This is a genomic window from Alteromonas sp. 4NH20-0056 (assembly GCF_057539655.1).
Window position 1 is genome coordinate 16629 of the sequence record NZ_BAAJLS010000002.1, and the last position, 23470, is coordinate 40098.

Below are 23470 nucleotides of genomic sequence, written 5' to 3' on the forward strand. Positions count from 1 at the left end.
GCGTCACTATCGCACATTGCGTGGCCTACTATGCTTTTTTAGCGACAATATTACGGTATGCAGATACAAAAACACCGCTTAAAAAGCGGTGTTTTCAATATCGTTGTCTGGCACAACAGGCTAACTAACTTGTTTAACTCTCAGTTCTTTTGGCACCGCAAACTCAATATTTTCTTCTCGCCCAGCGCGCTCTGTTGCAGATACTGCGCCCCAGGATTTAAGCTTATCGACAACGCCTTGGACTAATACCTCAGGTGCTGATGCGCCTGCTGTTACGCCAATATTTTCAACGCCCTCAAGCCATGCTTCCTGAATACAGTTCGCATCGGCAATAAGGTATGCTTTGGCGCCAATTTTTTCTGCAAGCTCTCTCAAGCGGTTTGAGTTAGAGCTGTTTTGTGCTCCCACTACCAGTAAAATATCACAGTCTTGTGCTAGGTCACGAACTGAATCTTGACGATTCTGCGTAGCATAACAAATGTCGTCTTTACGCGGCCCTTTGATCTGTGGGAATTTGTCACGCAATGCATCGATGACATCCGCGGTATCATCAACCGAAAGGGTAGTCTGGCTGCAATAATACAAATTTTCTGGGTGTTTTACCGTCAGTTTTGCTACATCGGCTTCAGACTCTACAAGGTAGATCCCGCCCTCTGCATTACTGTACTGCCCCATGGTGCCTTCTACTTCTGGGTGACCCGCATGCCCAATTAACACGCATTCCGTCCCCATTTTACTGGCACGCGTCACTTCCATATGGACTTTAGTGACTAATGGGCAGGTCGCATCAAACACTTTTAATCCACGGTCCCCCGCTTCTTTTCGTACGGCTTGAGACACGCCGTGCGCAGAAAATATCACAATACTGTCGTCTGGCACCTCATGCAATTCATCGACAAACACAGCGCCGCGCTCACGCAATCCGTCTACCACAAACTTGTTATGCACCACTTCATGTCGAACATATATCGGTAGTTCGAACATCTCAAGCGCACGTTCTACGATAGTGATAGCGCGGTCAACGCCTGCACAAAAGCCACGAGGGTTAGCGAGATGAATTTGCATTATTCGTTGCCACCTTGTTGAGAAGCGCCTGGCGTCACGTCGATAATTTCAACGTCAAACACCACGGTCTGTCCAGCTAAAGGATGATTGAAATCTACCGTGACAGAGTCGCCTGCTACACTGCGAATAATGCCTGGGATTTCAGAGCCATCAGGTTGAGAGAACGCTAAAATCATTCCCTCGTCGATTGATAAATCGGCACCAAAACGGCTTCGGTCCATGTAGTGAATATTATTAGGGTTTGGCTCTCCAAACGCGTCGGCCGCTTCCAAAGTGAATGCTTTTTTATCCCCTGTTTTCAAGCCTAATAAACATGCTTCAAAATTAGGCGTAAGGCTACCATCGCCCATCACCATCTTTGCTGGCTTGTTGTTTACGCGCGTACTGTCAGCAGCAGAGCCATCTTCCAACTTTAAATCAAAATGAAGGATCACTTCACTGTCTGCGCTAATTGCTATGCTATCAGTCATATCCTGCCACCTACTTACTCAGGCGCTTCGTTAGAAGCACTGTCTTTGTCTTTATCGCCATTTTTGATCATATCGATGATCAATAATGCTGCACCTATAAAAATTGCACTGTCGGCAATATTAAAGGCAGGCCAATGCCAATTGTTTACGTAAACGTCGATGAAATCGATTACGTAGCCGTGAACAAGACGATCGTATACGTTGCCTAATGCACCGCCTAAAATAAATGAAAAGGCGATGGGCAACATTTTTTGCTCACGTGGTGTTTGTTTTAGCCACCATAGAATGACTGTGCTTACCACGACGGCAATCGCCGTAAAGAACCAACGTTGCCAACCACCTGCACTATCTAAAAAGCTGAATGCAGCACCGTAGTTGTGAACATACGTTATGTTAAAAAACGACAGCACCTGTTTCGACTGAAACAGCGACATCGCATCAACCACCGCATATTTACTCCACTGATCTAACACGAACGCAATTGCACTAATCCACAAAAAGCGCAACCCAGTGTGAGTGAAAAGCATTGTGTTAAGCATAATGGCGTACTTCTCCGTCACCATCGATATTTGTTACACAGCGGCCGCACAACTCATCGTGCCCTTCATGCGTACCAACATCTTCGCGGTGATGCCAACAGCGCACACATTTATCGCCATTTGCTTTGCTCACTGATAGCCATAAGCCGTCTACATCCGTTGCCTGAGCATTGTCAGGTGCGCTGTCAACTTTCGTCAAATTAACACCTGATGTTATCAATACGAATCGTAGTTCGTTTTCTAACGTAGACAAGGTAGTAAAGAGTGACTCTGTTGCATAAAGCTCGATAGAAGCATCGAGTGAACCACCCAATGCGCCATCTTTGCGCGCTTGTTCCATGGCTTGGTTTGCTGCATCTTTAACGCTTAGAACGTCGTGCCACAACGCGTCATTGAACGTATCGCTTTGTGTAAATTCATTGAAGCCGTCGTACCACGTTTCGGTGAATACGAACTCACTGCGTTCACCAGGTAGCGCTTCCCAAATTTCTTGCGCGGTAAAGCTCGTTATCGGTGCCATCCAGCGCACAAGTGCTTCAACAATATGATAAAGGGCGGTTTGACACGAGCGGCGCGCTACACCGTCTGCTTTCGCCGTGTATTGGCGGTCTTTAATCACGTCTAAGTAGAACGAACCTAACTCAATTGAACAGAAGTGCATCAGCTTCTGAGTAACCACCAACAAATCATAACGTTCGTAGGCTTCAATCAACTCAGCCTGTAGTGCTTTGGCTCGTGCTACTATCCAGCGATCCAGTGCGACCATCTCTTCTTCAGCTACTGCATCTTCAACACTGAAGCCGTTAAGGTTGGCCAATAAGAATCGGGCAGTGTTACGTACACGTCGATACGAATCCGCTGCGCGTTTTAATATCTCGTCTGATACCGCAATTTCTCCGCGATAATCCGTCGAAGCAACCCACAAACGAAGAATATCGGCACCCAGTTTATTCGTCACTTCTTGTGGTGCAACCACATTACCAACAGATTTCGACATCTTGCGACCGTGCGCGTCTACCGTAAACCCGTGAGTCAGTACTTCTTTATATGGTGCATGCCCATGCATTGCTGTTGAAGACATGAGGGAGGACATAAACCAGCCACGGTGTTGGTCAGACCCTTCTAAATACAAGTCTGCACTTGCTGGGATATCGTCTCTGCGGTCTACTACAAAGTAGTGGGTAACCCCGGAATCAAACCAAACATCGAGTGTGTCAGTTACTTTGTCATACTGATCAAACTCTGCCCCAAGGAGCGCTGAATCGTCGATATCCCACCATGCTTGAATACCTTTAGACTCTACGTCTAGTGCCACTTTCTCGATGAGTGCAGACGACTGCGGATGGATTTCACCCGTAAGTTTATGCACATACAACGGAATAGGAACACCCCATGTACGCTGTCTTGAAATACACCAATCTGGGCGGCCTTCTACCATTTTTTCAATGCGATTTTGTCCCCACTCAGGGATCCATTTGGTTTGCTCGATTTGTTCAAGCGACGCCGCGCGCAAGCCTTTCTTGTCCATGCTAATGAACCACTGTGGGGTGGCTCTGAAGATAATAGGCGTTTTATGACGCCAGCAATGTGGATAACTATGCTCGTATTTCACGTTAAGCACTAAGTTACCTTTCTCAGCGACCGTTTCAATGATGGTGTCATTGGCTTTAAATACAAATTGGCCGGCGAATAATGGGGTATTTTCTAAGTAAACCCCATTGTTTCCTACCGGATTGTATACTTCGATATCGTACTGTTTACCCACATTGAAATCGTCCACACCATGCGCAGGTGCAGTATGTACGCAGCCCGTACCCGATTCCGTCGTAACGTGGTCACCAAGAATTAAAGGCACACGGATATCTAAAAACGGGTGATTAACTTTTAATGTATCAAGGGCCTGCCCTTGGCATGTCGCCACTTCACGGAATGAGTCTACACCGTAACGCTGCATACAGCTTTCTAGAAGCTCTTGGGCAACAACGTACCATTCGCCAGAAGACTGAACTTCGACTATGGAATACGTTAATTCAGGGTGAAGACTAATAGCGCGGTTTGCTGGGAGCGTCCAAGGAGTAGTTGTCCAAATAACAACGCCAGCATTGTGAGCAGATAAATCGGCCTCGCTCACACCAAACGCTTGCGCAATTTCAGCACTGTCAGCGACAGGGAACTTAACATCAATCGCTGGAGACACTTTGTCTTTATACTCTACTTCAGCTTCCGCCAGCGCAGAACCACAGTCTGTGCACCAATGAACAGGTTTAAAGCCTTTTTCCAAATGCCCTGACTCAACAATTTTACCGAGAGCACGGATAATGTCTGCTTCCGATTTAAAGTCCATTGTTTTGTAAGGGTTGTCCCACGTACCGAATATGCCTAAGCGAATAAAGTCAGACATTTGTCCGTCAATTTGCTTTTGCGCATACTCGCGACACTTTTGGCGAAATTCTGCAGCCGTGACCTTGTTTCCAGGCTTACCCACTTTTTTCTCTACCATTAACTCGATAGGCAGACCGTGGCAATCCCATCCAGGAACAAACGGAGAGTCGAAGTCTGATAAGTTTTTAGACTTAACAATAATATCTTTAAGGATTTTGTTTACGGCGTGACCAATATGAATATTGCCGTTGGCGTACGGAGGGCCATCATGGAGAATAAAAGGTTTCTTGCCTTTTTTCGCTTCGCGAATTTTTGTATACACCCCTTTTTCCTGCCAATCTTTGAGCATTTTAGGCTCACGTTGGGCAAGGTTTCCGCGCATCGAGAACGCAGTTTCTGGGAGGTTTAATGTGGCTTTGTAATCACTCATAAAATTGTATTATCCGGTTACCTTAAATATCACCCAGCACCCTTGATAGTGCTGCGAAGGCGTCATTGGTCATCACTATAAAATAGTGCGCAAACTGTATCACGTTTATCTATGCTAATAACAGACGCGCTTGCGCAGCGTCTGCTTGTATTTGGTCTTTTAACGCTTCAAACGAAGCGAATTTAATTTCTTCTCGAATTTTTGCAATTGGGAACACGGTTATGGGTTTCCCGTACAAATTACTATCGAGATCGAATATATGAACTTCTAATTGGTTGCGCTCGCCATTTAATGTGGGGCGCGTTCCGATATTTGCAACACCAGTATGGTGTTCCCCATCCACATCAACGCGCACTGCAAATACCCCTCTAATTGGTGTACGGCAGCGTTTCAACATCACGTTGGCAGTAGGGAAACCTATAGTTCGTCCCTTCTTTTCTCCATGAACAACACGCCCGTGTATGGCAAAGGGCCTACCTAACATTTCATTCGCCAATGAAAAATCGCTGTCGGCTAATGCCTCTCGTACGGCGGTAGAGCTAATACGATGAGCATGCATGGTAAAGCTTTGCGTACTTACCACATCGAACCCATATTTGCGGCCGGCGGCTTGCAACATAGCAAAGTCACCTTCGCGTCCATTGCCGAAGCGAAAATCATCGCCAACAACAAGAAACTTAACGCCAAGCTTATCCACCAGCAAATCATGCACAAACGTGTCAGCAGACTGCTTCGCAAATTTCGCATTGAACCTTACGGCTAGCAGCCGGTTAACGCCTTGTTGCATTAGCAGTTCGTATTTTTCTCGCACAGGACTTATACGCGCGGGCGCAGTGTCTGGGGTAAACACCTCTTCAGGCTGAGGCTCAAACACCATGACGGTAGCAGGCAAGGCGAGAGACTTTGCTTTTTCAAGCACGTTAGCAAGCACCGCTTGATGACCACGATGTACACCGTCAAACTTACCAATGGTAAGCACGCACCCTTTGTGATGAGGTTTTACATTATTTAGCCCGCGGATAAATTCCACTGTTAGCCACTACCTTTTAACTGCTTGAAATTCAAAGCCCGCGATTATAGCCGACCACGGTCACAATACCAACACTCTGACCGCGCATTGACTATCAAGTTGCCCTATTTTCTTGCAGATAACGACATTTAGCCGCCACCGCTTCGAAAATGCCGAGGTTTCATTCCCAACAACACCATGCTGATACCAAACACCATGACAGACAGCCCAATCGTAATGGCAACGTCTTTAATCTGTTCTAATAGCAATAAGTCGAAAAACGCTAGCCCTTTATCGCGATAATAGATAAGCGCCCCCATTGCTGTGCTAGCAATAACCACCCGCACAATAAATAACATCGAGGTTTTACTTAACGTAAAAACACCGAGCTTGTGCAAAGAAAAATAAAGTAAAGCAGCATTAAGCGTCGCTGACATACTGGTGGCGATGGCGAGACCTACGTACCCAAATGGGAGGGCAAGCACCAGATTAAAGACCATGTTTGCAGCCATGCACCAAATACCAAATTTAACGGGAGTTTTAGTATCTTGGCGGGAATAGAAGCCGGGCGCTAACACTTTCACAAGCATAAAACTCAATAAACCGAACGAATACGCGGTAAGCGAATAAGACGCCATAATTGCAGTATCAGCGGTGAACGCCCCACGCTGGAAGATTACGGTAAGTATCGGGCGAGCCATAGTCGCCAGCCCCACCGCGGCTGGTATGCCCAGTAAGCACACCATTCGAAAGGCCCAGTCAATATTCGCCGCAAATGCTTTGGCATCTTTGCCCACATGGTTGCGCGATAGCGCAGGCAAAATAACCGTGGCAATAGCAATACCGAATAACCCTAAGGGGAACTCCAGAAGCCTGTCTGAATAATACAACCAACTGATTGACCCGGTAACTAAAAAACTGGCAATAAACGTGTCAAACAATAAATTTATCTGCCCTACCGACACACCAAATAGCGCGGGGATCATTAAGGTGCGCACTTTTACCACGTTTTCATCGTGCCACCCCCATTTTGGCTTAACTAACAAACCAGCGCGGAACAAAAAGGGAAGCTGAAAGCAAAACTGTACAATACCACCAATGAATACACCCCATGCCAACGCGTAAGCAGGTTGGTCAAATTGAGGCGCTAAGAAAATTGCACAGGTAATAATACAAACATTCAACAGTACTGGCGTGAATGCCGCCACCGCAAATTTGTTGAGGGTATTGAGAATGGCACCCGCTAACCCCGTCAACGAAATAAACGCTAGGTAAGGAAACGTTATTTTTAGCATTGTCGAGGCAAGAACAAACTTATTGCCCGCATCTTCGTCATGTAACCACGCTACAAACCATCCGGTACCAAATAGCGCAGCAAGAATGGGCGAGGCAATAACCCCAATAATTGAAACGATAAAAACAATGGCACCCAGCGTACCACTTATTTTTGCCACAAACGCTTTAAGCTCTGCTTTATCGTCATTATTGTGCACTTCAGTAAGAACGGGGATAAACGCCTGTGCGAATGCGCCCTCAGCAAACAGGCGGCGCAAGAAGTTCGGAATTTTATTGGCAAAGAAGAATACATCTGCCGAGGCACCATCGCCCATAAGACGCGCTACTACAACATCACGAACCAGCCCTAGCACGCGAGAAATAAGGGTCATAATACTGACAATAAGGCCTGACTTAATTAACTTACGTGACACCGGTAGTTTCCAAATTGTGATTCACAAGGTTGTATAAACACCATGATAACGAAAGCTTGATACCGGTGAAACGTCTTATTCAAAATAGTTGTGCACCTTCTGTATATTTCTTGCTATAATCCGCGCCCGAATTGGGTAGTGTTTTCGACCCTATGTATTACCATTGAATGTGCAACGTGTTGAGCACTTACCGGTGTTCAATGGATTGCGCGTTTACGTCGAACATTTAAATATTAAATCGTTTGACATTATGGTGATAGATAGGCACAATCCGCACCCTCGTTTTTGACATGAATTTATTTTGGGAGTTACACCTTGGCTAACATCAAGTCTGCTAAGAAACGTGCAATCCAAGCCGAAAAGCGTCGTCAGCATAATGCTAGCCGTCGCTCCATGACTCGTACAAGCATCAAGAAAGTAGTAGCTGCTATTGCTAGCGGCGATAAAGAAGGTGCACAAGCTGCACTATCTGCTGCCACTCCGATTCTTGACAGAATGGCTACAAAAGGTTTGATTCACAAGAACAAAGCTGCTCGTCATAAGAGCCGTCTAGCTGCACAAATTAAAGCACTAGGTTAATCTTTACGATTAGTAGTAAAAAAGCGCCGCAAGGCGCTTTTTTTATGTCTGCTAACTTATCGATAAGTGCGCACTGAATACAGCACGCCCCTACTGGCAATCGCTAGCTCATTTTTCTCATTGTGCTTGCTGGCGCGATACGCATCAACCAGTGCATAACGGCCCACGGCCAACTTGGCACATACGCACTCGCTTTTTCTTTGTTTATGGCTTTTACCATGGCCTTGCAGCCCACTTCGGTATCAACAATAAACGGCACCTTTTCAACCTTTTCGTTAATCTCACTACGAATAAAGCCTGGGTGAATACAGGTTACCTTAATGGGCGTGTTCATTACGTCCATACGGATCCCTTCTGTCATCGACGTAAGTCCTGCCTTGGTGGCAGCGTATACCGTCATAGCTCGTCTAAATCCTCTCACCGCACTGATGGAAGAGATGGTGACAAGATGACCCGCATTCTGCTCACGAAAAATAGTCATTGCCGCTTCACATTGCGCAAGCGCTGAAACAAAGTTTGTTTCGGCAGTTTGCTTATTGGCATGAAAGAAGCCTGTACCTATCGACGCGCCTTTTCCCATTCCCGCATTAACAATAACACGGTCTATCTGCCCCATATCTTCTTTGAATGCATCAAATACATCAAACACTGCACTATGGTCGTTAACATCAAGGGCGCGGATAAACACCTTTATATTCGGATTTATCGCTAGCAACTCCTCTCTTGCCTCTTCTAAACGGTCCATGCGACGAGCACACAACGCAAGATTTTTCCCCTGCTTCGCAAATTCAACGGCCATTCCTTTGCCTAACCCCGAGCTTGCGCCGGTTATCAGAATATTTTGTCTATTTGTCATTATTATTTTCCTGATTTTTTAATCGCTTTCTTACAGCGCCACATTAGATAATGGATAAATACCCAAAAGTTTTTAAATGCCGGATTATTTGTTTGTCCGTGATGATAACGGTAATAGATTTGCTGAGCTATGCCGGCAAGTCTGAAAAGCCCATAGACTTCGTAAAACGTAAAGTCATCAGCCTCTACATGACGTTTTTCACAGTAATACTTCACCACCTCGTCTCTTGTCATCATGCCGGGTAAGTGAGTCGGCTGGCGCCTTGTAGACTGGGCCAGAAAATCATCATCGGCATTAACCCAATACGCTAACGTATTACCTAAGTCCATTAGTGGGTCGCCTAGCGTTGCCAATTCCCAGTCCAGTACGCCAATGATTTGAGTATAGTCGGTAGGGTTAAGCACCACGTTATCAAACCGAAAATCGTTGTGCGTTATACAAATAGATTCCTTTGCGGGCATATTCGCTTCAAGCCAATTCATCACCGATTTTCCTGAAGGCACGTTCCACGTTTTCGCTTTACTGTATCTTTCGCTCCACCCTGTAATTTGTCGCTCAATATATCCCGGCCCTTTACCAAGGTGCGATAAAGATGCCTTTTCATAATCAACTTCATGAAGTGCGATAAGGCTATCAAGAACGTTAGTACACAAGGCTCGTGTTTTTTCTTCGGTTGTCGCTAAATCTCTAGGAAGGTTTTTTCTTGGGATCACCCCGGTTAATTTTTCCATAACATAAAAATCGGTACCAAGGATCTGGTGGTCTTCACAATATGCTAGCATTTGTGGCACGTAGCGATACACCGGTTTTAAAGCAGATTGCAGCCGAAACTCACGCCCCATATCGTGCGCGCCCTTAGCCTTTGTACCCGCAGGTGCTCTGCGTAAAATAACCGAAGTATTTTGATAGTCGAGGCAATAAGTCCAGTTAGACGCGCCGCCCGCATACTGGGTGACCAAGGGCTTCCCCTCAAGGTTCGCAACGTGTTGTTTGAGCCAACTATCAACGACATCAACCGGCAAGGCTTCCCCATCTCTCACCTCTGTTGCTTTATCTACCACTGCTCTTTCCATTATTACTGACCTTCTTTCGACGTTGTAGCCTGTGCTTTGTCTAGCGCTTTTTTCATGCCCTTAGTTTGCTTCAGCATGCTTTTAATATAACGCTCTGAGGGCAACAGTTTCTTGAGTAAAAATGCGCGCTTACCTTGTTTATGTGTGAGGATCAGAAAGCGTTTCTTCTGTACTTCTTGATAAATAATCTTTGCTACCGTTTCTTTATCGATATCGGCTTTCTTAAAAAAGTGCCCCATCATCTTATGCATGGCGGGATTATCGCTTCGCATTGACTCGTCAAGGTTCGTTTTAAAGAAGCTTGGACACACTACGCTAACGTCGATATTACGAGGCGACAATTCGAGTTTCATTGTCTCTGACAATGACACCACTGCCGCTTTCACCGCGTTATAGCTATTCATATAAGGAATAGGCGTAATACCAGCCTGAGAGGCAATATTAACAAAGTGGCCACTGTTTTGACGCTCAAAAAGCGGCAGGAACGCCTGACTTACTCTTACCATACCAAGTAAGTTGATGTTAATTACCCATTCCCATTGGGCAATACTCTCATCGGCTAAACTGCCCCCTGTGGCAACACCCGCATTATTGACAACCACATCTACACCGCCCCACTTCGCTTGCACTGTGTCGACTAAACTATTCACATCATTCTGTGAGGTAATATCACAATGCTGATAGAAAGCGCTTGCCCCTTTTGCTTTTAGCATACTGACGGTCTCTTCTCCGCGTTCTGCGTGAATATCGGCAATACATACCGCCAGCGATGGCTGGTTAGACGCCCATTCTAATGCTAACGCTCTGCCGAGGCCGGTTGCTCCACCCGTAATGACTATTTTCACTGGCTCACTCTCACTATTTATTGATTATTTATACAATGCCCATGCACATTGTTTTGGATATCACAGCGTATTCTATAAGCCGCACTATGTTATTGGCTGCTACCATAGAGCAAGACCATTGTTGAATTAAATGAAAAATACTGTGTGGCTGTTATGAATTACAGTCACAGTTAGTTATTAGCTGAGCTGAGATGCATTCACATGATTTTTTGCCCACAGCGCCAACAATAGTGGGCCAACGTACATCGCAATACCATAAACGCCAGGCGCTATCGCATACTCTGGAGACTGTAAAAAGGTAATACACACTAACATGGCGAGTGCGGCATTTTGAACACCCACTTCGATTGAGAGAGTAACCGCGTCTTTCAACGACAAAGCGGTGAGTTTTGCTAATGCCAAACCCAGTAATACACTTAATAGGTTAAGTGTTAGACAAACTAAAAATGCGGCCTTGAAGGAAGACAATAGACTGTCTCGCTCACTAACTAATACCCCCACGATCATCGCCAACATAAAGTACATCGAAAACTGACGAAAGAAATGCTCTGTTTTTATCGCAAACCTTTGGTTTACCGCTCGAATTAGCATGCCGATGCACACGGGCATGATTGAAATACCAATCAACCCCACTACCGTTTCGCTAATTGAAAAAACAGGCGGGTTATTGCTGGCAAAATGGTGGATGGCAAACTGAATAATAAACGGCGTGGTAAACACACAAACCAAAGTAGACACCGCGGTTAAACTTACCGATAGCGCAAGATTAGCACGCGCTATATGGCTGATGAGGTTGCTTGTGGTGCCGCCTGGGCAAGCCGCGAGTACCATAACCCCAATAGAAAGATAGGCTGGCAGATCAAAAACCAAACACAGCAAGAACGCTAACAGTGGTAGTAATATAATTTGTCCGATAAAACCCGCCAAAATAGCTCGTGGTGCACGTATTAACCTGGCAAAATCTTTTGTTGTAAGCGTCAGTCCCATTCCGAACATAACAAATGCAAGCGCTAAGGGTAAAAGTACTTCTGTGAATATTGATGCCTGCATATTTACTGCTCCGCAAACTGACAACCTTTCATTAACAATTGAATGAGTGTAACCTCATAAGAAATTAATTTAAATGATGCATTTTTATAGCGAGCCATAAATATGATGCATGGTAAGGTAGATCTAAATTTATACATTGTATTGCGCGCGATTTACCAAGAAGGTTCAATTACCGCAGCAGCAAATAGGCTCCATTTGACGCAGCCAGCGGTAAGCCATGCGCTCGCAAGGCTTAGGAAAAACCTTGATGATGCGTTGTTTATACGAAATGGTAGAAAGATGGTCCCCACACCATTTTGCCAAACCGTTATTACAAAAGTGCTCACTGCAATTAGCACGCTGGAGGCAACTGCTACTGAGCATCACACGTTCGACATCAACACGGTGGTAAAACAAGTCAATCTTGGACTACGTGATATATTAGAGTTTGTGCTGCTGCCAGCGCTTATTCCAGACTTACTCGAGCATACGCCGGGCATTACCGTCAACAGCACCCAAATAAGTACATTAGCGCTCGAATCTTCATTGACCCGACAGCATGTTGATATCGCAATAGATGTATTAACGCCTACCTCAAAACACATTCACTCTGAATTTTTATGCCATGAACACTTTGTGCTGATATGCGCACCACATCACCCCATTGTCAGCAACACTACACTGGAACAATTTACTCAGGCTGCTCATGCGCTCGTTACGCTTAAAAACTCTAAGGTTGATACGGTAGATGTCGCGCTTGCGCGCTACCATGCATCAAGAAACATTGTCATGCGGTGTGAGCATTACTTTGCGGCAGCAAGTGCTGTTAGTCGCTCAAACTTGCTTCTCACCATACCAAGTCGATACGCCAAACAAATAGAAACGCGGTTTGACGTCAAGGTGTTACCCCTGCCCTTCACGGTTCCTCAGTTAGATATTCACATGTATTGGCACGAAGACCAGCATGAAGATTTAGTTAATCAGTGGATGAGAACCAAGCTACATGCGCTCATCTAACACACCGCTTTATGTAACGAAACAGTAAGGCTATCGTCACGTAACTGTCAATTATTCAACTTATTGTGGTGAACCAAGGCAAAACGCTTTGGAAAGACAATGCAGACCACACACCATCATACCCTTTGGCTCTCTGATATCCATTTAGGGAATAAAGACTGCAAAGCAGAATACTTACTTACCTTTTTAAATAGTATTACCGTCGACACCCTTTATTTGGTTGGCGACATTGTTGATATGTGGCAAATGTCGAAACAATTTAGATGGCCTGACGCGCATAACCAAGTACTGCATAAATTCATGCAAATGAGTGAAAACGGCACACGGGTTGTTTATTTACCAGGAAATCATGATGCCCCGCTTCAGTCATACTCTGGCATGGCGTTTGGAAACATTGAAATCATGCGCCAGTGCGTTCATACAACCCTACAAGGTAAACGCTATTTGGTATTGCATGGCGATCAGTTTGATGGCGACGTCACCATGGGGAAATTTCATGCATGGGTAGGCGATAAAGGGTATGACCTACTTCTGTTTCTAAATCGCTGGTACAACCGCTTTGGCCGTTGGCGAAAACGAGAATATTGGTCACTTGCCGGCTATATCAAACAGCATATCAAAGGTGCCAACCTCGCTATTTCCAGATACCGCGCTGCATGCTGTTTATACGCTAAGCGTCTGGAGTTAGACGGCGTAATTTGTGGCCACATACACCATCCACAAAGCGCTGTAGAGGATGGCATTCACTACGTGAACGATGGTGACTGGGTCGAAAACTGCAGTGCACTTAGTGAAGATAGCGAGGGCAACTTGACCTTGGTATATTTTTTGACCATGCACAACAACACCAATGTTACGGCAATAAAAACCACTACGGCTGCGTCACAAGCGGCATAGGGCATTAACTAACCGCCTGCTTAATACCCTAAGCGTATTCGCGGGCGACATACGTAAATTGAGATTAACTATGTTTACTGTTAACGACGTACTACAGACACATTATCCGCGCGTGGCAAATAATCCACTCTTGTTCAAACCGCTTTCTTCGCTACTAAGGCACCTACTGCATGAACGAGAGATTATAGAGTTCAGTGAAACCTACCCCCATTACAGTGATATTGATTTTGTTGAACAAGTCCTCGAGTATTTTAATGTCAGCTACTCTGCCCGTGATAGTGAAAAAGAGCGCATCCCTGCACAAGGACGTGTCGTTATTATCGCCAACCACCCAATAGGCTCACTTGATGCGCTTGCGCTCATCAAGTTAATAAGCGAAGTGAGGCATGATTTAAAAGTGGTTGCTAATCAGATGTTGATGGCCATTAAACCCTTGCACAATATGCTATTACCGGTTAACAACATGCAAGGTAGGACACCTAAACAGCATCTCAACGCCATTCACTCTCACTTAAAAGGTAATGGCGCAGTACTTATTTTCCCAGCGGGAGAAGTTTCAAGGCTTAGGCCGCAGGGTGTGCGAGATACACACTGGCAGTCAGGCTTTCTACGGATTGCAAAAAAAGCAAACGCGCCTATTCTTCCGCTTTTCATTGATGCCAAAAACAGCCCGTTATTTTATGGTGTTTCAATGATATACAAGCCCCTCGCCACGACATTACTGGTACAAGAAATGTTTAAGCAACGCCGAAAGCATCTCCCCATTCGGGTGGGCGAGATTATTCCCGTTGATACGTTTAACCACGCCACAATAGGACTACAAGAGCATGTAAGCCTATTCAAGCGCCATTTGTACCGAATTGGATGCGGTAAAAAAGGCGTACTTGCTACACAGGCACCTGTGGCGCTGCCAGAAAACAAAAAAGAACTCGCAAACGCATTAAAGCAGTGCGAAAAATTAGGCGCGACCGAAGACGGAAAGATAATTTACTTATACGTGCATAAGCACTGTTCGCCCATTATGCGTGAGATTGGGCGACTTCGAGAAATTGCCTTTCGTGCAGTTGGAGAAGGCACAAATAAACGACGAGATATTGATCGTTATGACTCCCACTACTACCATCTGATTCTGTGGGACGAACACGATATGGAAATAGTGGGAGCGTATCGGTTTGGCGATGCTGCATTGCTTAGCCAAAAAGACCACCCTACGGGGCTTTACTCGGCAAGCTTGTTCGATTACACCCCAAATAACGACACACTGTTTCAAGAAGGGTTAGAGTTAGGCAGAAGCTTTGTGCAGCCTCAATATTGGGGAAAGCGCAGTTTAGATTACCTCTGGTGTGGTATTGGCGCTTTCTTAGCACGTTACCCTAATTATCGCTACCTTTTTGGTGCCGTGTCATTAAGCAATAGCTACCCAGACACTGCTAAAGCGTTAATAATACAGTTCTATTCTACATACTTTCCGCCAAAGTTTGGCGAGGCCGCGGCTAAACGTCCTTATGAGCCAAACGAAAATATGCTGCACACCTTTACCGGTGTTGATTACAAAAAGGAGTTTACTGAACTCAAGCATTTACTGGCGAACATGGGCGTGAATGTACCGACGCTTTATAAGCAATATGGCGAACTGTCCAAAGAAGGAGGGATCGCATTTTTAGATTTCAACGTCGACCCTGATTTTGCAGATTGTATAGATGGGCTCATTGTTGTTGACGTAACCCAACTCAAGAGCAAAAAACAAAAACGATACCTGCACACAGCGGCACTCAAAAATACGGCATAACAGGCAACCAACGTTATTAGATATATATCGTTACTTTTTAATGGTGATCGCGCGTTCTTATGTGACAATGAAAAAAGATAAACATAATTCGACTATTTAGCGTAATAATAAGCGACAACATAAATAACGTAAAAAGGAACGTTTGTGCTAAAGATAATAGTCCTTATCCCACTATTTTTATCACTACTTTGGTTTGGTTATTTGCAGGCCAACAAATTCACTATTGCCCAAGGTAAGCAGGGCTTTTTGTATATTTTTGTACTTTCAGGCGTAATTGCAGCTTTTTATACTTTGATGCTCTTTCTCACGCATTAGCATGTTGCCTTCACCATTCGCTTGAAAAAAAAGCCAGCGGTGAGCGCTGGCTTTTGAATAAACGGCGAACTGTGCGTTACAGCTGAGACGTTACCGTCACATCAGCGTCAGCACGTAGCGCATCGATATACTGTTGATACAAACGTTGACCGTACATAGACGCCAACTGCTGTTTTAGGCCACCAGCAAGATCATCTTCTAACGCTGGAGCAGCATTAACCGCGATAAGCTGTACCAATGACACGTCACCATTTACTGATGAGGCAACGTCAACATTACCGTCACCCTCTGGCGCCAGTTTGAACAGGGTATCAGCAACCGCACGGCTCACGGTATTTGCATTCCTAGCAAGCGCTTCGGTAGTTTCCCACGCTACTGACTTTTCAGCCAATTCGGCGTCTATACTTTCACCAGCACGCACTTTCGCTAGAAGGTCATTCGCCCAGCTTTTCGCTGCGTCTTGAGACTTTTGAACTTGTACCGTAGATACAATCGCATCTCGCACTTCTTCTAGGGTCTGAGTACGTTGCGGTAAGTGTTCAGCAACACGCACCACGACAACAGTTTCATCATCAACTTCGATAATGTCACTGTTCAACCCCTCTTCGATTAACTCTGGCGAAAACGCCGCATCAATTACCGCAGGGTAGCTTAATTCTGCTGGCGCTGTTGCGCGGCTAAACAGCACAGACTCTTGAATTTGTGCATCAACAGCGCTTGCAGCATCTTCAAGTGTATCAGGCACTTCAAACGCAATTTCAGCAAGGGTATTTTGCAACTCAAAATACTTTTCCATCGCCTTGTCATAAAGCAAGGTGTCACGAATCTCTGCTTCAACGTCTTTAAATGCCGTGGTTTGCGCCTCTTTAATGTCGGTCAGTTTGATGATGTGAAAACCAAACTCGGTCTCAACCACTTCAGAAACATCACCCACATTAGCAAGACTAAATGCCGCTTCATCAAACGATGGGTCCATCATTTCTGGCGTTATAAAATCTAAATCACCACCATTCTCAGCAGAGAATACGTCATCAGAGTTTTGCTCTGCCAAGGTGGCAAAGTCTGCACCGCTATCTAGCTCAGCCTTAAGCGATTGCGCTTTTCCTTGTGCACCTTCACCAGCCTCGATAAGGATATGCGATACACGACGCGTTTCTTGTGTACCATAGCCATCGATGTTGTCTTCGTAGTATTTACGTACATCTGCATCATCAACAGATACGCGAGATTTTAACTCTTCAACGTTTAAAGTAACGTAGGCTAGTTTTACCTGCTCTTCGGTATCAAACGATTCGATGTTGGCGTTATAGTAAGTTTCAACATCTGCGTCGGTAACCTCTACACTGTCGGCAAAAGACGCTGCACTTACTGTGACAAATTTTGCATCGCGAGTTTGACGTTGTAGTGCATTGGCGCGCTCGGCTTCACCGTCTAACGTAAACGATGAGTTGGTAAGCGCTGCCGCAAGCTGGTTCTGTGTCATTTGAACGCGAAGGTAATCACGAAAGCCAGCAACTTGGAAACCGTTTTGGCGCAAAATAGCTTGGAAACGATCGTTATCAAATTGACCGCCAAACTGAAATTCTGGCATTTGAACAATGGCTTCACGAATTTGCGCATCGCTAACCCGTAGCCCCATCTCAACCGCTTGCTGTTGTATTAGCTTTTCAGCAATAAGTCTTTCAAGCACATTACTGCGAAAATCACTTAAATATTGCTCGCTCGAAAACAGTTGCGCAATGCTCTCGCCAAACTGTGATTCCATTTGTGCCCGTTGGTTTTGATAGGCACGTTCTAATTCTTGCGCAGAAATCTCTTCGCCATTTACTGTCGCTACCGCTGTAGTACCTGAAGATGTCAGGTAACTACCAACACCAGCAAAAACAAAACTTAGTACGATTAACGCGATAATCGCCATCGCCCATGGGCCTTGAGAACCTTCTCTGATTCTTTCTAGCATGATTATTCTTCAACTCCGTTGCTTACTACACTTGTCTCAACTTTCGGCTTGCGTGAAAGCGATAACAAAATAAGCACTGATTATAACCTAATAGCCGCGAATATAAACGCTCTCTGCTTAACAAAACCGCTTAAATTAACTATGTAAATGCAATTAATAAGTTAACGGGATTAGAAGAACGCTACTGCAATGCTGTTAGTGTTTTTAAATTGCTGAAATAAAAAAGGCGATGGACTAGCCATCGCCTTTTTATTTATTAAGATTTGCTTAGTTGCAAGCGTCTTTCAGAGCTTTACCAGCTTTGAAAGAAGGAACTTTCGCTGCTGAAATCTGAATAGTCTCACCAGTTTGTGGGTTACGGCCACTACGAGCTGAGCGCTCACGTACTGAGAAAGTACCAAAACCTACTAGTGCAACTTGGTCGCCGTCTTTAAGCGCCGCAGTTACTGAGTCAGTGAATGCGTCAAGCGCGCGTCCAGCTGCTGCTTTAGAAATGTCTGCACCAGCAGCGATTTGGTCGATAAGTTGAGACTTGTTCACTATTATGATCCCCTTCGATTGTTATTATACTGTTTGTCCAAAACAATTTGTTTGAACGTTATAACAAGCTTGATTGTTAACTTCAAGCTTATGTCACAATTAATTAACTTTTGTTATATCGCTGCTATCCCTTTTGTGGCAAGGCTTTTAGCGAATACCACCTAAAGGTAACACAACTTTTGTGACTTTAAAGCCCTATTTTGAAAAAAAACGGTTAAACAGCTCAGGTATGCGCATTTTTTATACAAAACAGTCAAAAAAGATGCTGCACCCCTTTAAAATAAAGGGGGCAACACTAATCATTAATGTGCATTTTCGACGGAAAATGACTCTATCGGTTCTTGTAACGCAATATCTAACACTTCATCTATCCATTTAACAGGGTGAATAGACAAGTCTTTCTTCACATTGTCAGGGATCTCTTCCAAGTCTCGCTCGTTATCTTTTGGAATAACAACCGTCTTTATCCCGCCTCGGTGTGCTGCTAGTAACTTCTCTTTCAGTCCACCAATAGCAAGCACTTCGCCACGCAATGTAATTTCGCCGGTCATGGCCACATCACACTTCACTGGGTTACCCGTTAACGACGACACAAGCGCCGTACACATCGCAATACCCGCGCTTGGTCCATCTTTTGGTGTAGCACCTTCCGGCACGTGAACGTGGATATCACGCTTCTCGTAGAAATCAGCGTTGATGCGAAGCTTTTCAGCACGACTGCGAACTACCGTCATTGCGGCTTTAATCGACTCTTGCATGACGTCACCCAGAGACCCTGTAGACGTCATTTTGCCTTTACCGGGCACAGAGGTCGTTTCGATGGTCAGTAAATCTCCACCTACTTGTGTCCACGCTAAGCCGGTTACTTGGCCAATCTGATTGTCTTTATCGGCTTTACCGTAGTCAAAGCGCTGAACACCAAGATAATCTTTTAAGTTATCTTGTGTTACCACTACCTTGTCTTTGCTCTTGTTCAAGAGAATATCTTTAACGGCTTTGCGGCACACCTTCGATACTTCGCGCTCAAGGCTTCGAACACCCGCTTCACGACTGTAATATCGAATCATGCCAATCACAGCAGAATCGGTAATCTCTAGCTCTTTCGCTTTTAAACCATTACGCTCCATCTGCTTGCCAATTAGATGATTCTTGGCGATGTTAAGCTTTTCGTCCTCGGTGTAGCCAGACAAACGAATAACTTCCATTCGATCTAACAACGGCCCAGGAATATTCATACTGTTCGACGTGGCAACAAACATTACGTCAGACAGGTCGTAATCAACTTCGAGGTAATGATCACTGAAGCTGTTATTTTGTTCTGGATCCAACACTTCTAACAACGCTGAGGCCGGGTCACCACGCATATCTGAAGACATCTTATCAATCTCGTCGAGCAAGAATAGCGGGTTCTTCACACCCACCTTGGCCATCTTCTGCACTAATTTACCAGGTAACGACCCAATATAAGTGCGGCGATGCCCTCGAATTTCAGCTTCATCACGTACGCCGCCTAACGCCATACGCACATATTTACGCCCGGTTGCTTTGGCAATCGATTGGCCTAACGACGTTTTACCTACCCCAGGAGGTCCCACCAAACAAAGGATTGGGCCCTTGAGCTTCTTCACGCGTTGTTGAACGGCGAGATACTCTAGAATGCGCTCTTTTACTTTCTCAAGCCCAAAGTGGTCCTCATTAAGAACAACTTCAGCTCTTGATAGGTCTTTTTTAACAGGCGAGCGTTTATTCCACGGTACGTTAGTAAGCCATTCAATATAGCTTCTTAATACCGTCGCTTCAGCTGACATCGGCGACATCATCTTAAGCTTTTGCAGCTCGCCTTTCGCTTTATCTTCTGCCTCTTTAGGCATTTTTGCGTCAGCAATTTTTTTAGAAAGCGCTTCGAACTCATCAGGGGCATCATCTAGCTCACCCAGTTCTTTCTGAATGGCTTTCATCTGCTCATTTAAATAGTATTCGCGCTGGCTCTTTTCCATTTGCTTTTTAACGCGAGTACGAATCTTCTTCTCGACTTGAAGCAAATCAATCTCGCCTTCCATCAGCGCCATCAGATACTCAAGACGCTCGTTTACGCCTTTCATCTCTAACACTTTTTGCTTTTCTGGAAGCTTGAGCGGCATATGTGCAGCCATGGTGTCAGCCAAACGTGCAGCATCCTCAATACCATTAAGTGAGGTTAGGACCTCTGGTGGTATTTTTTTGTTCAGCTTCACATAGCCTTCAAACTGAGACACTGCTGAGCGGATCAGTACTTCTTGCTCACTCTCATCAATATCTTCGTCTTCAAGCTTATTGATATTCGCCACGAAGTACGGCTCAGACTGTTCGTAGCCTTCTATTTCGCCTCTTACACTACCCTCTACCAACACTTTAACCGTGCCGTCAGGGAGTTTAAGTAATTGAAGAATGGTCGCGATGGTACCTACTGTGTAGATATCGTCTGACTCTGGCTCATCAACGCTTGCGTCTTTTTGTGCTACAAGAAATATTTGTTTGTCATTTTCCATTGCAGCTTCAAGGCAACGGATAGATTTCTCACGCCCTACAAAAAGGGGTATGACCATATGCGGGTAGACGACTACGTCGCGCAAGGCAAGCACAGGAATTTCAATGCGATTTTCACGCTCAACTGTCATACTTGTTCTCAAATTAGTTTGCTTTGTCGATTTATATGGGGATGCGGGAGCAAAGTTCAATCAAAACTTACAAAAGTGCATTAATTCATTGCAATGCCCTGCTCACCAATACCATTATCGATTTTCACTTTAATGGCAATACTTAGTTGCGAAATCAGTGTCAAAGGATAGTATTCTTCGCCACATTGGTTAAATAAGACGCAAAAAAGGCCCTAATGGGCCTTTTTTCAATTCACAATCTCTTACTCAGAGACTGCTTTCTTCTCGTTACTGTCATAAATAAGTATTGGCTTAGACTCGCCACGAATGACCGTCTCATCAATAACAACCTTACTTACATTCTCAGCAGATGGTAGATCGTACATCGTATCAAGCAATACGGCTTCAACGATTGAACGTAAGCCTCTGGCCCCTGTTTTACGCTGCATTGCTTTCTTTGCAATCGCATTTAACGCGTCGTCACGGAACTCAAGCTCTACATCTTCCATTGAGAACAACGCACCATACTGTTTAGTAATCGCGTTTTTAGGCTCTCTTAAGATTTGAATCAATGCGTCTTCGTTAAGCTCTTCCAAGCTGGTTACTACTGGAAGACGACCGATGAACTCAGGAATAAGACCGTATTTCACTAAGTCTTCTGGTTCAACTTGCTTAAACAATTCACTTACAGCCGCAGAGTTATCTTTAGACTTAACCGTTGCGCCAAACCCAATGCCCGTGTCTTTGTGAGCACGCTGTTCAATGACTTTATCAAGCCCAGCAAATGCACCGCCACAAATAAACAGAATTTTTGAGGTATCGACTTGCAAGAATTCTTGCTGTGGATGCTTACGTCCGCCTTGTGGCGGCACTGATGCAACCGTACCTTCGATAAGTTTCAATAACGCTTGTTGTACCCCTTCACCCGATACGTCTCGGGTAATCGACGGGTTATCCGACTTGCGTGAAATCTTGTCTATTTCATCAATGTAAACAATACCACGTTGCGCTTTCTCAACATCGTAGTCACATTTCTGAAGAAGCTTTTGAATGATATTTTCAACGTCTTCACCGACATAACCCGCCTCAGTAAGCGTAGTTGCATCAGCCATCGTAAACGGTACGTCAAGCAATCTGGCTAGAGTCTCAGCAAGCAGCGTTTTACCACTACCTGTTGGGCCGATAAGCAAGATATTACTTTTTCCTAACTCTACGCCATCTTTAACATCGCCATTGCGAAGACGCTTGTAGTGATTATATACGGCTACCGACAATACTTTTTTCGCGTGCTCCTGCCCAATGACGTAATCATTAAGGTGCTCGTGAATCTCCGCGGGTTTAGGTAAAGCGTCCTGCTTTTGCTTTGGCGCTATTTCCTTAATTTCTTCGCGAATGATATCGTTACATAGCTCAACACACTCGTCGCAAATAAATACAGACGGGCCTGCGATTAACTTTCTTACTTCATGCTGGCTTTTGCCGCAAAACGAGCAGTACAGCAACTTGTTGTCACCATCACCACTTTGCTTATCACTCATTACTCTTGCCTCTGCCTTGCCTGAACCAAGAACAACATCGTTCTTGGCACATGTTCAGGTCTACTATAACTATACTACTTAGTTCCGGCTACGTCAGATCGACTTGTCAAAACCTGATCGACTAAACCATAGTCTTTTGCTTCCGTTGCACTTAAGAAGTTATCACGATCAGTGTCTCGCGCAACCTTTTCATAGTCTTGTCCAGTATGATCTGCCATTAAACGGTTTAATTTCTCTTTAATAGACAGGATTTCTTTCGCATGGATTTCAAAATCTGATGCTTGACCTTGGAAACCGCCTAATGGCTGGTGAATCATCACGCGTGAGTTAGGTAGGCAGTAACGCTTACCTTTCGCACCAGCAGATAATAAAAATGCACCCATGCTTGCAGCTTGGCCCATACATACCGTGCTTACGTCAGGTTTAATAAAGTTCATTGTATCGTATATCGCCATACCTGCGGTTACAGAGCCGCCTGGCGAATTGATGTATAAGAAAATGTCTTTCTCTGGATTCTCTGCTTCAAGAAACAGCATCTGGGCAACAATAAGATTAGCCATATGGTCTTCAACTTGACCAACTAAGAAAATTACATTTTCCTTTAATAGGCGTGAATAGATGTCGTAAGAACGTTCACCTTTGGAAGTTTGTTCCACTACCATAGGGACGAGGGCGTTCATAGGGTCAAACGGAGAATTAGTCATAGCTACCTTGATTATCTAGCGTTAAAAACAAAAATGCTCGGAAGGCTCCGAGCATTTAAGCAGTTGCTGACGTGTTAAGTCAATCAGA

At 44.9% G+C, this 23470-nt stretch carries 19 protein-coding genes; 4 read left to right on the top strand and 15 right to left on the bottom strand.

Annotated features, from left to right (window positions below):
- Nucleotides 1-120 precede the first annotated feature (120 nt).
- The 6 genes from ispH to murJ all read right to left on the bottom strand — a co-directional run bounded on the left by ispH (nt 121) and on the right by murJ (nt 7604).
- Nucleotides 121-1065 carry a 4-hydroxy-3-methylbut-2-enyl diphosphate reductase gene (gene ispH / locus AC27EZ_RS03665; RefSeq protein ID WP_487134027.1) on the bottom strand — a complete coding sequence of 315 codons (945 nt, stop codon included), beginning with the start codon at nt 1063-1065 and terminating at the stop codon, nt 121-123.
- The gene (gene fkpB, locus AC27EZ_RS03670) at nt 1065-1535 is read right to left on the bottom strand and encodes an FKBP-type peptidyl-prolyl cis-trans isomerase (protein WP_487134028.1); all 471 of its coding nucleotides are present in this window, start codon (nt 1533-1535) and stop codon (nt 1065-1067) included. Before fkpB ends, ispH begins: the two co-directional genes overlap by 1 nt.
- Before the next feature lie 14 nt (nt 1536-1549).
- Complete coding sequence (gene lspA / locus AC27EZ_RS03675) at nt 1550-2074, bottom strand: signal peptidase II (protein ID WP_487134029.1); 525 nt, start codon at nt 2072-2074, stop codon at nt 1550-1552.
- Entirely contained in the window at nt 2067-4886 is a 2820-nt protein-coding gene (gene ileS / locus AC27EZ_RS03680; RefSeq protein ID WP_487134030.1) for an isoleucine--tRNA ligase, read from the bottom strand. The genes lspA and ileS overlap by 8 nt, the downstream gene beginning before the upstream one ends.
- Nucleotides 4887-4995: 109 nt before the next feature.
- Complete coding sequence (gene ribF / locus AC27EZ_RS03685) at nt 4996-5916, bottom strand: bifunctional riboflavin kinase/FAD synthetase (protein ID WP_487134031.1); 921 nt, start codon at nt 5914-5916, stop codon at nt 4996-4998.
- Between the two features lie 128 nt (nt 5917-6044).
- A complete protein-coding gene (gene murJ, locus AC27EZ_RS03690) occupies nt 6045-7604 on the bottom strand; it encodes a murein biosynthesis integral membrane protein MurJ (RefSeq protein WP_487134032.1) in 1560 nt (519 codons plus the stop codon).
- 315 nt (nt 7605-7919) lie between these two features.
- Here murJ and rpsT point away from each other — a divergent pair, with 315 nt between their 5' ends.
- The gene (gene rpsT / locus AC27EZ_RS03695; protein ID WP_070178347.1) at nt 7920-8183 is read left to right on the top strand and encodes a 30S ribosomal protein S20; all 264 of its coding nucleotides are present in this window, start codon (nt 7920-7922) and stop codon (nt 8181-8183) included.
- A 103-nt stretch (nt 8184-8286) separates the two neighbouring features.
- Here rpsT and AC27EZ_RS03700 read toward each other — a convergent pair whose 3' ends face one another.
- From AC27EZ_RS03700 to AC27EZ_RS03715, 4 genes are all read right to left on the bottom strand, one after another.
- Entirely contained in the window at nt 8287-9039 is a 753-nt protein-coding gene (locus AC27EZ_RS03700) for an SDR family oxidoreductase (protein ID WP_487134033.1), read from the bottom strand.
- 2 nt (nt 9040-9041) lie between these two features.
- Nucleotides 9042-10112, bottom strand: a complete 1071-nt coding sequence (locus tag AC27EZ_RS03705) for a phosphotransferase family protein (protein WP_487134034.1) — start codon at nt 10110-10112, stop codon at nt 9042-9044.
- A 2-nt stretch (nt 10113-10114) separates the two neighbouring features.
- On the bottom strand, nt 10115-10957 hold the full coding sequence (locus AC27EZ_RS03710) for an SDR family oxidoreductase (RefSeq protein ID WP_487134035.1): 843 nt from the start codon (nt 10955-10957) through the stop codon (nt 10115-10117).
- 177 nt (nt 10958-11134) lie between these two features.
- On the bottom strand, nt 11135-12007 hold the full coding sequence (locus AC27EZ_RS03715; RefSeq protein WP_487134036.1) for a bile acid:sodium symporter family protein: 873 nt from the start codon (nt 12005-12007) through the stop codon (nt 11135-11137).
- 102 nt (nt 12008-12109) lie between these two features.
- On the opposite strand from AC27EZ_RS03715, the gene AC27EZ_RS03720 reads away from it, so the two are divergent.
- The 3 genes from AC27EZ_RS03720 to olsF all read left to right on the top strand — a co-directional run bounded on the left by AC27EZ_RS03720 (nt 12110) and on the right by olsF (nt 15689).
- Nucleotides 12110-13003 (top strand): LysR family transcriptional regulator, encoded by an 894-nt coding sequence (locus tag AC27EZ_RS03720; RefSeq protein ID WP_487134037.1) that lies wholly within the window; start codon nt 12110-12112, stop codon nt 13001-13003.
- Nucleotides 13004-13102: 99 nt separating this feature from the next.
- Nucleotides 13103-13900 carry a UDP-2,3-diacylglucosamine diphosphatase gene (locus AC27EZ_RS03725; RefSeq protein WP_487134038.1) on the top strand — a complete coding sequence of 266 codons (798 nt, stop codon included), beginning with the start codon at nt 13103-13105 and terminating at the stop codon, nt 13898-13900.
- A gap of 70 nt (nt 13901-13970) precedes the next feature.
- Nucleotides 13971-15689, top strand: coding sequence for a bifunctional ornithine lipid synthase OlsF (gene olsF / locus AC27EZ_RS03730; RefSeq protein ID WP_487134039.1), 1719 nt, complete (start codon nt 13971-13973; stop codon nt 15687-15689).
- Nucleotides 15690-16080: 391 nt separating this feature from the next.
- Here olsF and AC27EZ_RS03735 read toward each other — a convergent pair whose 3' ends face one another.
- The 5 genes from AC27EZ_RS03735 to clpP all read right to left on the bottom strand — a co-directional run bounded on the left by AC27EZ_RS03735 (nt 16081) and on the right by clpP (nt 23382).
- Nucleotides 16081-17964 (bottom strand): SurA N-terminal domain-containing protein, encoded by a 1884-nt coding sequence (locus AC27EZ_RS03735; protein WP_487134040.1) that lies wholly within the window; start codon nt 17962-17964, stop codon nt 16081-16083.
- A gap of 267 nt (nt 17965-18231) precedes the next feature.
- Nucleotides 18232-18504 carry a nucleoid-associated protein HU-beta gene (gene hupB / locus AC27EZ_RS03740; RefSeq protein ID WP_012518978.1) on the bottom strand — a complete coding sequence of 91 codons (273 nt, stop codon included), beginning with the start codon at nt 18502-18504 and terminating at the stop codon, nt 18232-18234.
- A gap of 302 nt (nt 18505-18806) precedes the next feature.
- Nucleotides 18807-21161 (bottom strand): endopeptidase La, encoded by a 2355-nt coding sequence (gene lon / locus AC27EZ_RS03745; protein ID WP_487134041.1) that lies wholly within the window; start codon nt 21159-21161, stop codon nt 18807-18809.
- Between the two features lie 242 nt (nt 21162-21403).
- Entirely contained in the window at nt 21404-22678 is a 1275-nt protein-coding gene (gene clpX, locus AC27EZ_RS03750; protein ID WP_421131974.1) for an ATP-dependent protease ATP-binding subunit ClpX, read from the bottom strand.
- Between the two features lie 74 nt (nt 22679-22752).
- Nucleotides 22753-23382, bottom strand: coding sequence for an ATP-dependent Clp endopeptidase proteolytic subunit ClpP (gene clpP, locus AC27EZ_RS03755; protein WP_487134042.1), 630 nt, complete (start codon nt 23380-23382; stop codon nt 22753-22755).
- Nucleotides 23383-23470 lie beyond the last annotated feature (88 nt).

What these genes read in the sequence shown, in the direction of transcription:
- ispH (WP_487134027.1), bottom strand. Translation starts at nt 1,065, where the DNA reads ATGCAAATTCATCTCGCTAACCCTCGTGGCTTTTGTGCAGGCGTTGAC.
- lspA (WP_487134029.1), bottom strand. Translation starts at nt 2,074, where the DNA reads ATGCTTAACACAATGCTTTTCACTCACACTGGGTTGCGCTTTTTGTGG.
- lon (WP_487134041.1), bottom strand. Translation starts at nt 21,161, where the DNA reads ATGACAGTTGAGCGTGAAAATCGCATTGAAATTCCTGTGCTTGCCTTG.
- AC27EZ_RS03725 (WP_487134038.1), top strand. Translation starts at nt 13,103, where the DNA reads ATGCAGACCACACACCATCATACCCTTTGGCTCTCTGATATCCATTTA.
- fkpB (WP_487134028.1), bottom strand. Translation starts at nt 1,535, where the DNA reads ATGACTGATAGCATAGCAATTAGCGCAGACAGTGAAGTGATCCTTCAT.
- AC27EZ_RS03700 (WP_487134033.1), bottom strand. Translation starts at nt 9,039, where the DNA reads ATGACAAATAGACAAAATATTCTGATAACCGGCGCAAGCTCGGGGTTA.
- AC27EZ_RS03715 (WP_487134036.1), bottom strand. Translation starts at nt 12,007, where the DNA reads ATGCAGGCATCAATATTCACAGAAGTACTTTTACCCTTAGCGCTTGCA.
- AC27EZ_RS03705 (WP_487134034.1), bottom strand. Translation starts at nt 10,112, where the DNA reads ATGGAAAGAGCAGTGGTAGATAAAGCAACAGAGGTGAGAGATGGGGAA.
- clpP (WP_487134042.1), bottom strand. Translation starts at nt 23,382, where the DNA reads ATGACTAATTCTCCGTTTGACCCTATGAACGCCCTCGTCCCTATGGTA.
- clpX (WP_421131974.1), bottom strand. Translation starts at nt 22,678, where the DNA reads ATGAGTGATAAGCAAAGTGGTGATGGTGACAACAAGTTGCTGTACTGC.
- AC27EZ_RS03735 (WP_487134040.1), bottom strand. Translation starts at nt 17,964, where the DNA reads ATGCTAGAAAGAATCAGAGAAGGTTCTCAAGGCCCATGGGCGATGGCG.
- olsF (WP_487134039.1), top strand. Translation starts at nt 13,971, where the DNA reads ATGTTTACTGTTAACGACGTACTACAGACACATTATCCGCGCGTGGCA.
- ileS (WP_487134030.1), bottom strand. Translation starts at nt 4,886, where the DNA reads ATGAGTGATTACAAAGCCACATTAAACCTCCCAGAAACTGCGTTCTCG.
- AC27EZ_RS03720 (WP_487134037.1), top strand. Translation starts at nt 12,110, where the DNA reads ATGATGCATGGTAAGGTAGATCTAAATTTATACATTGTATTGCGCGCG.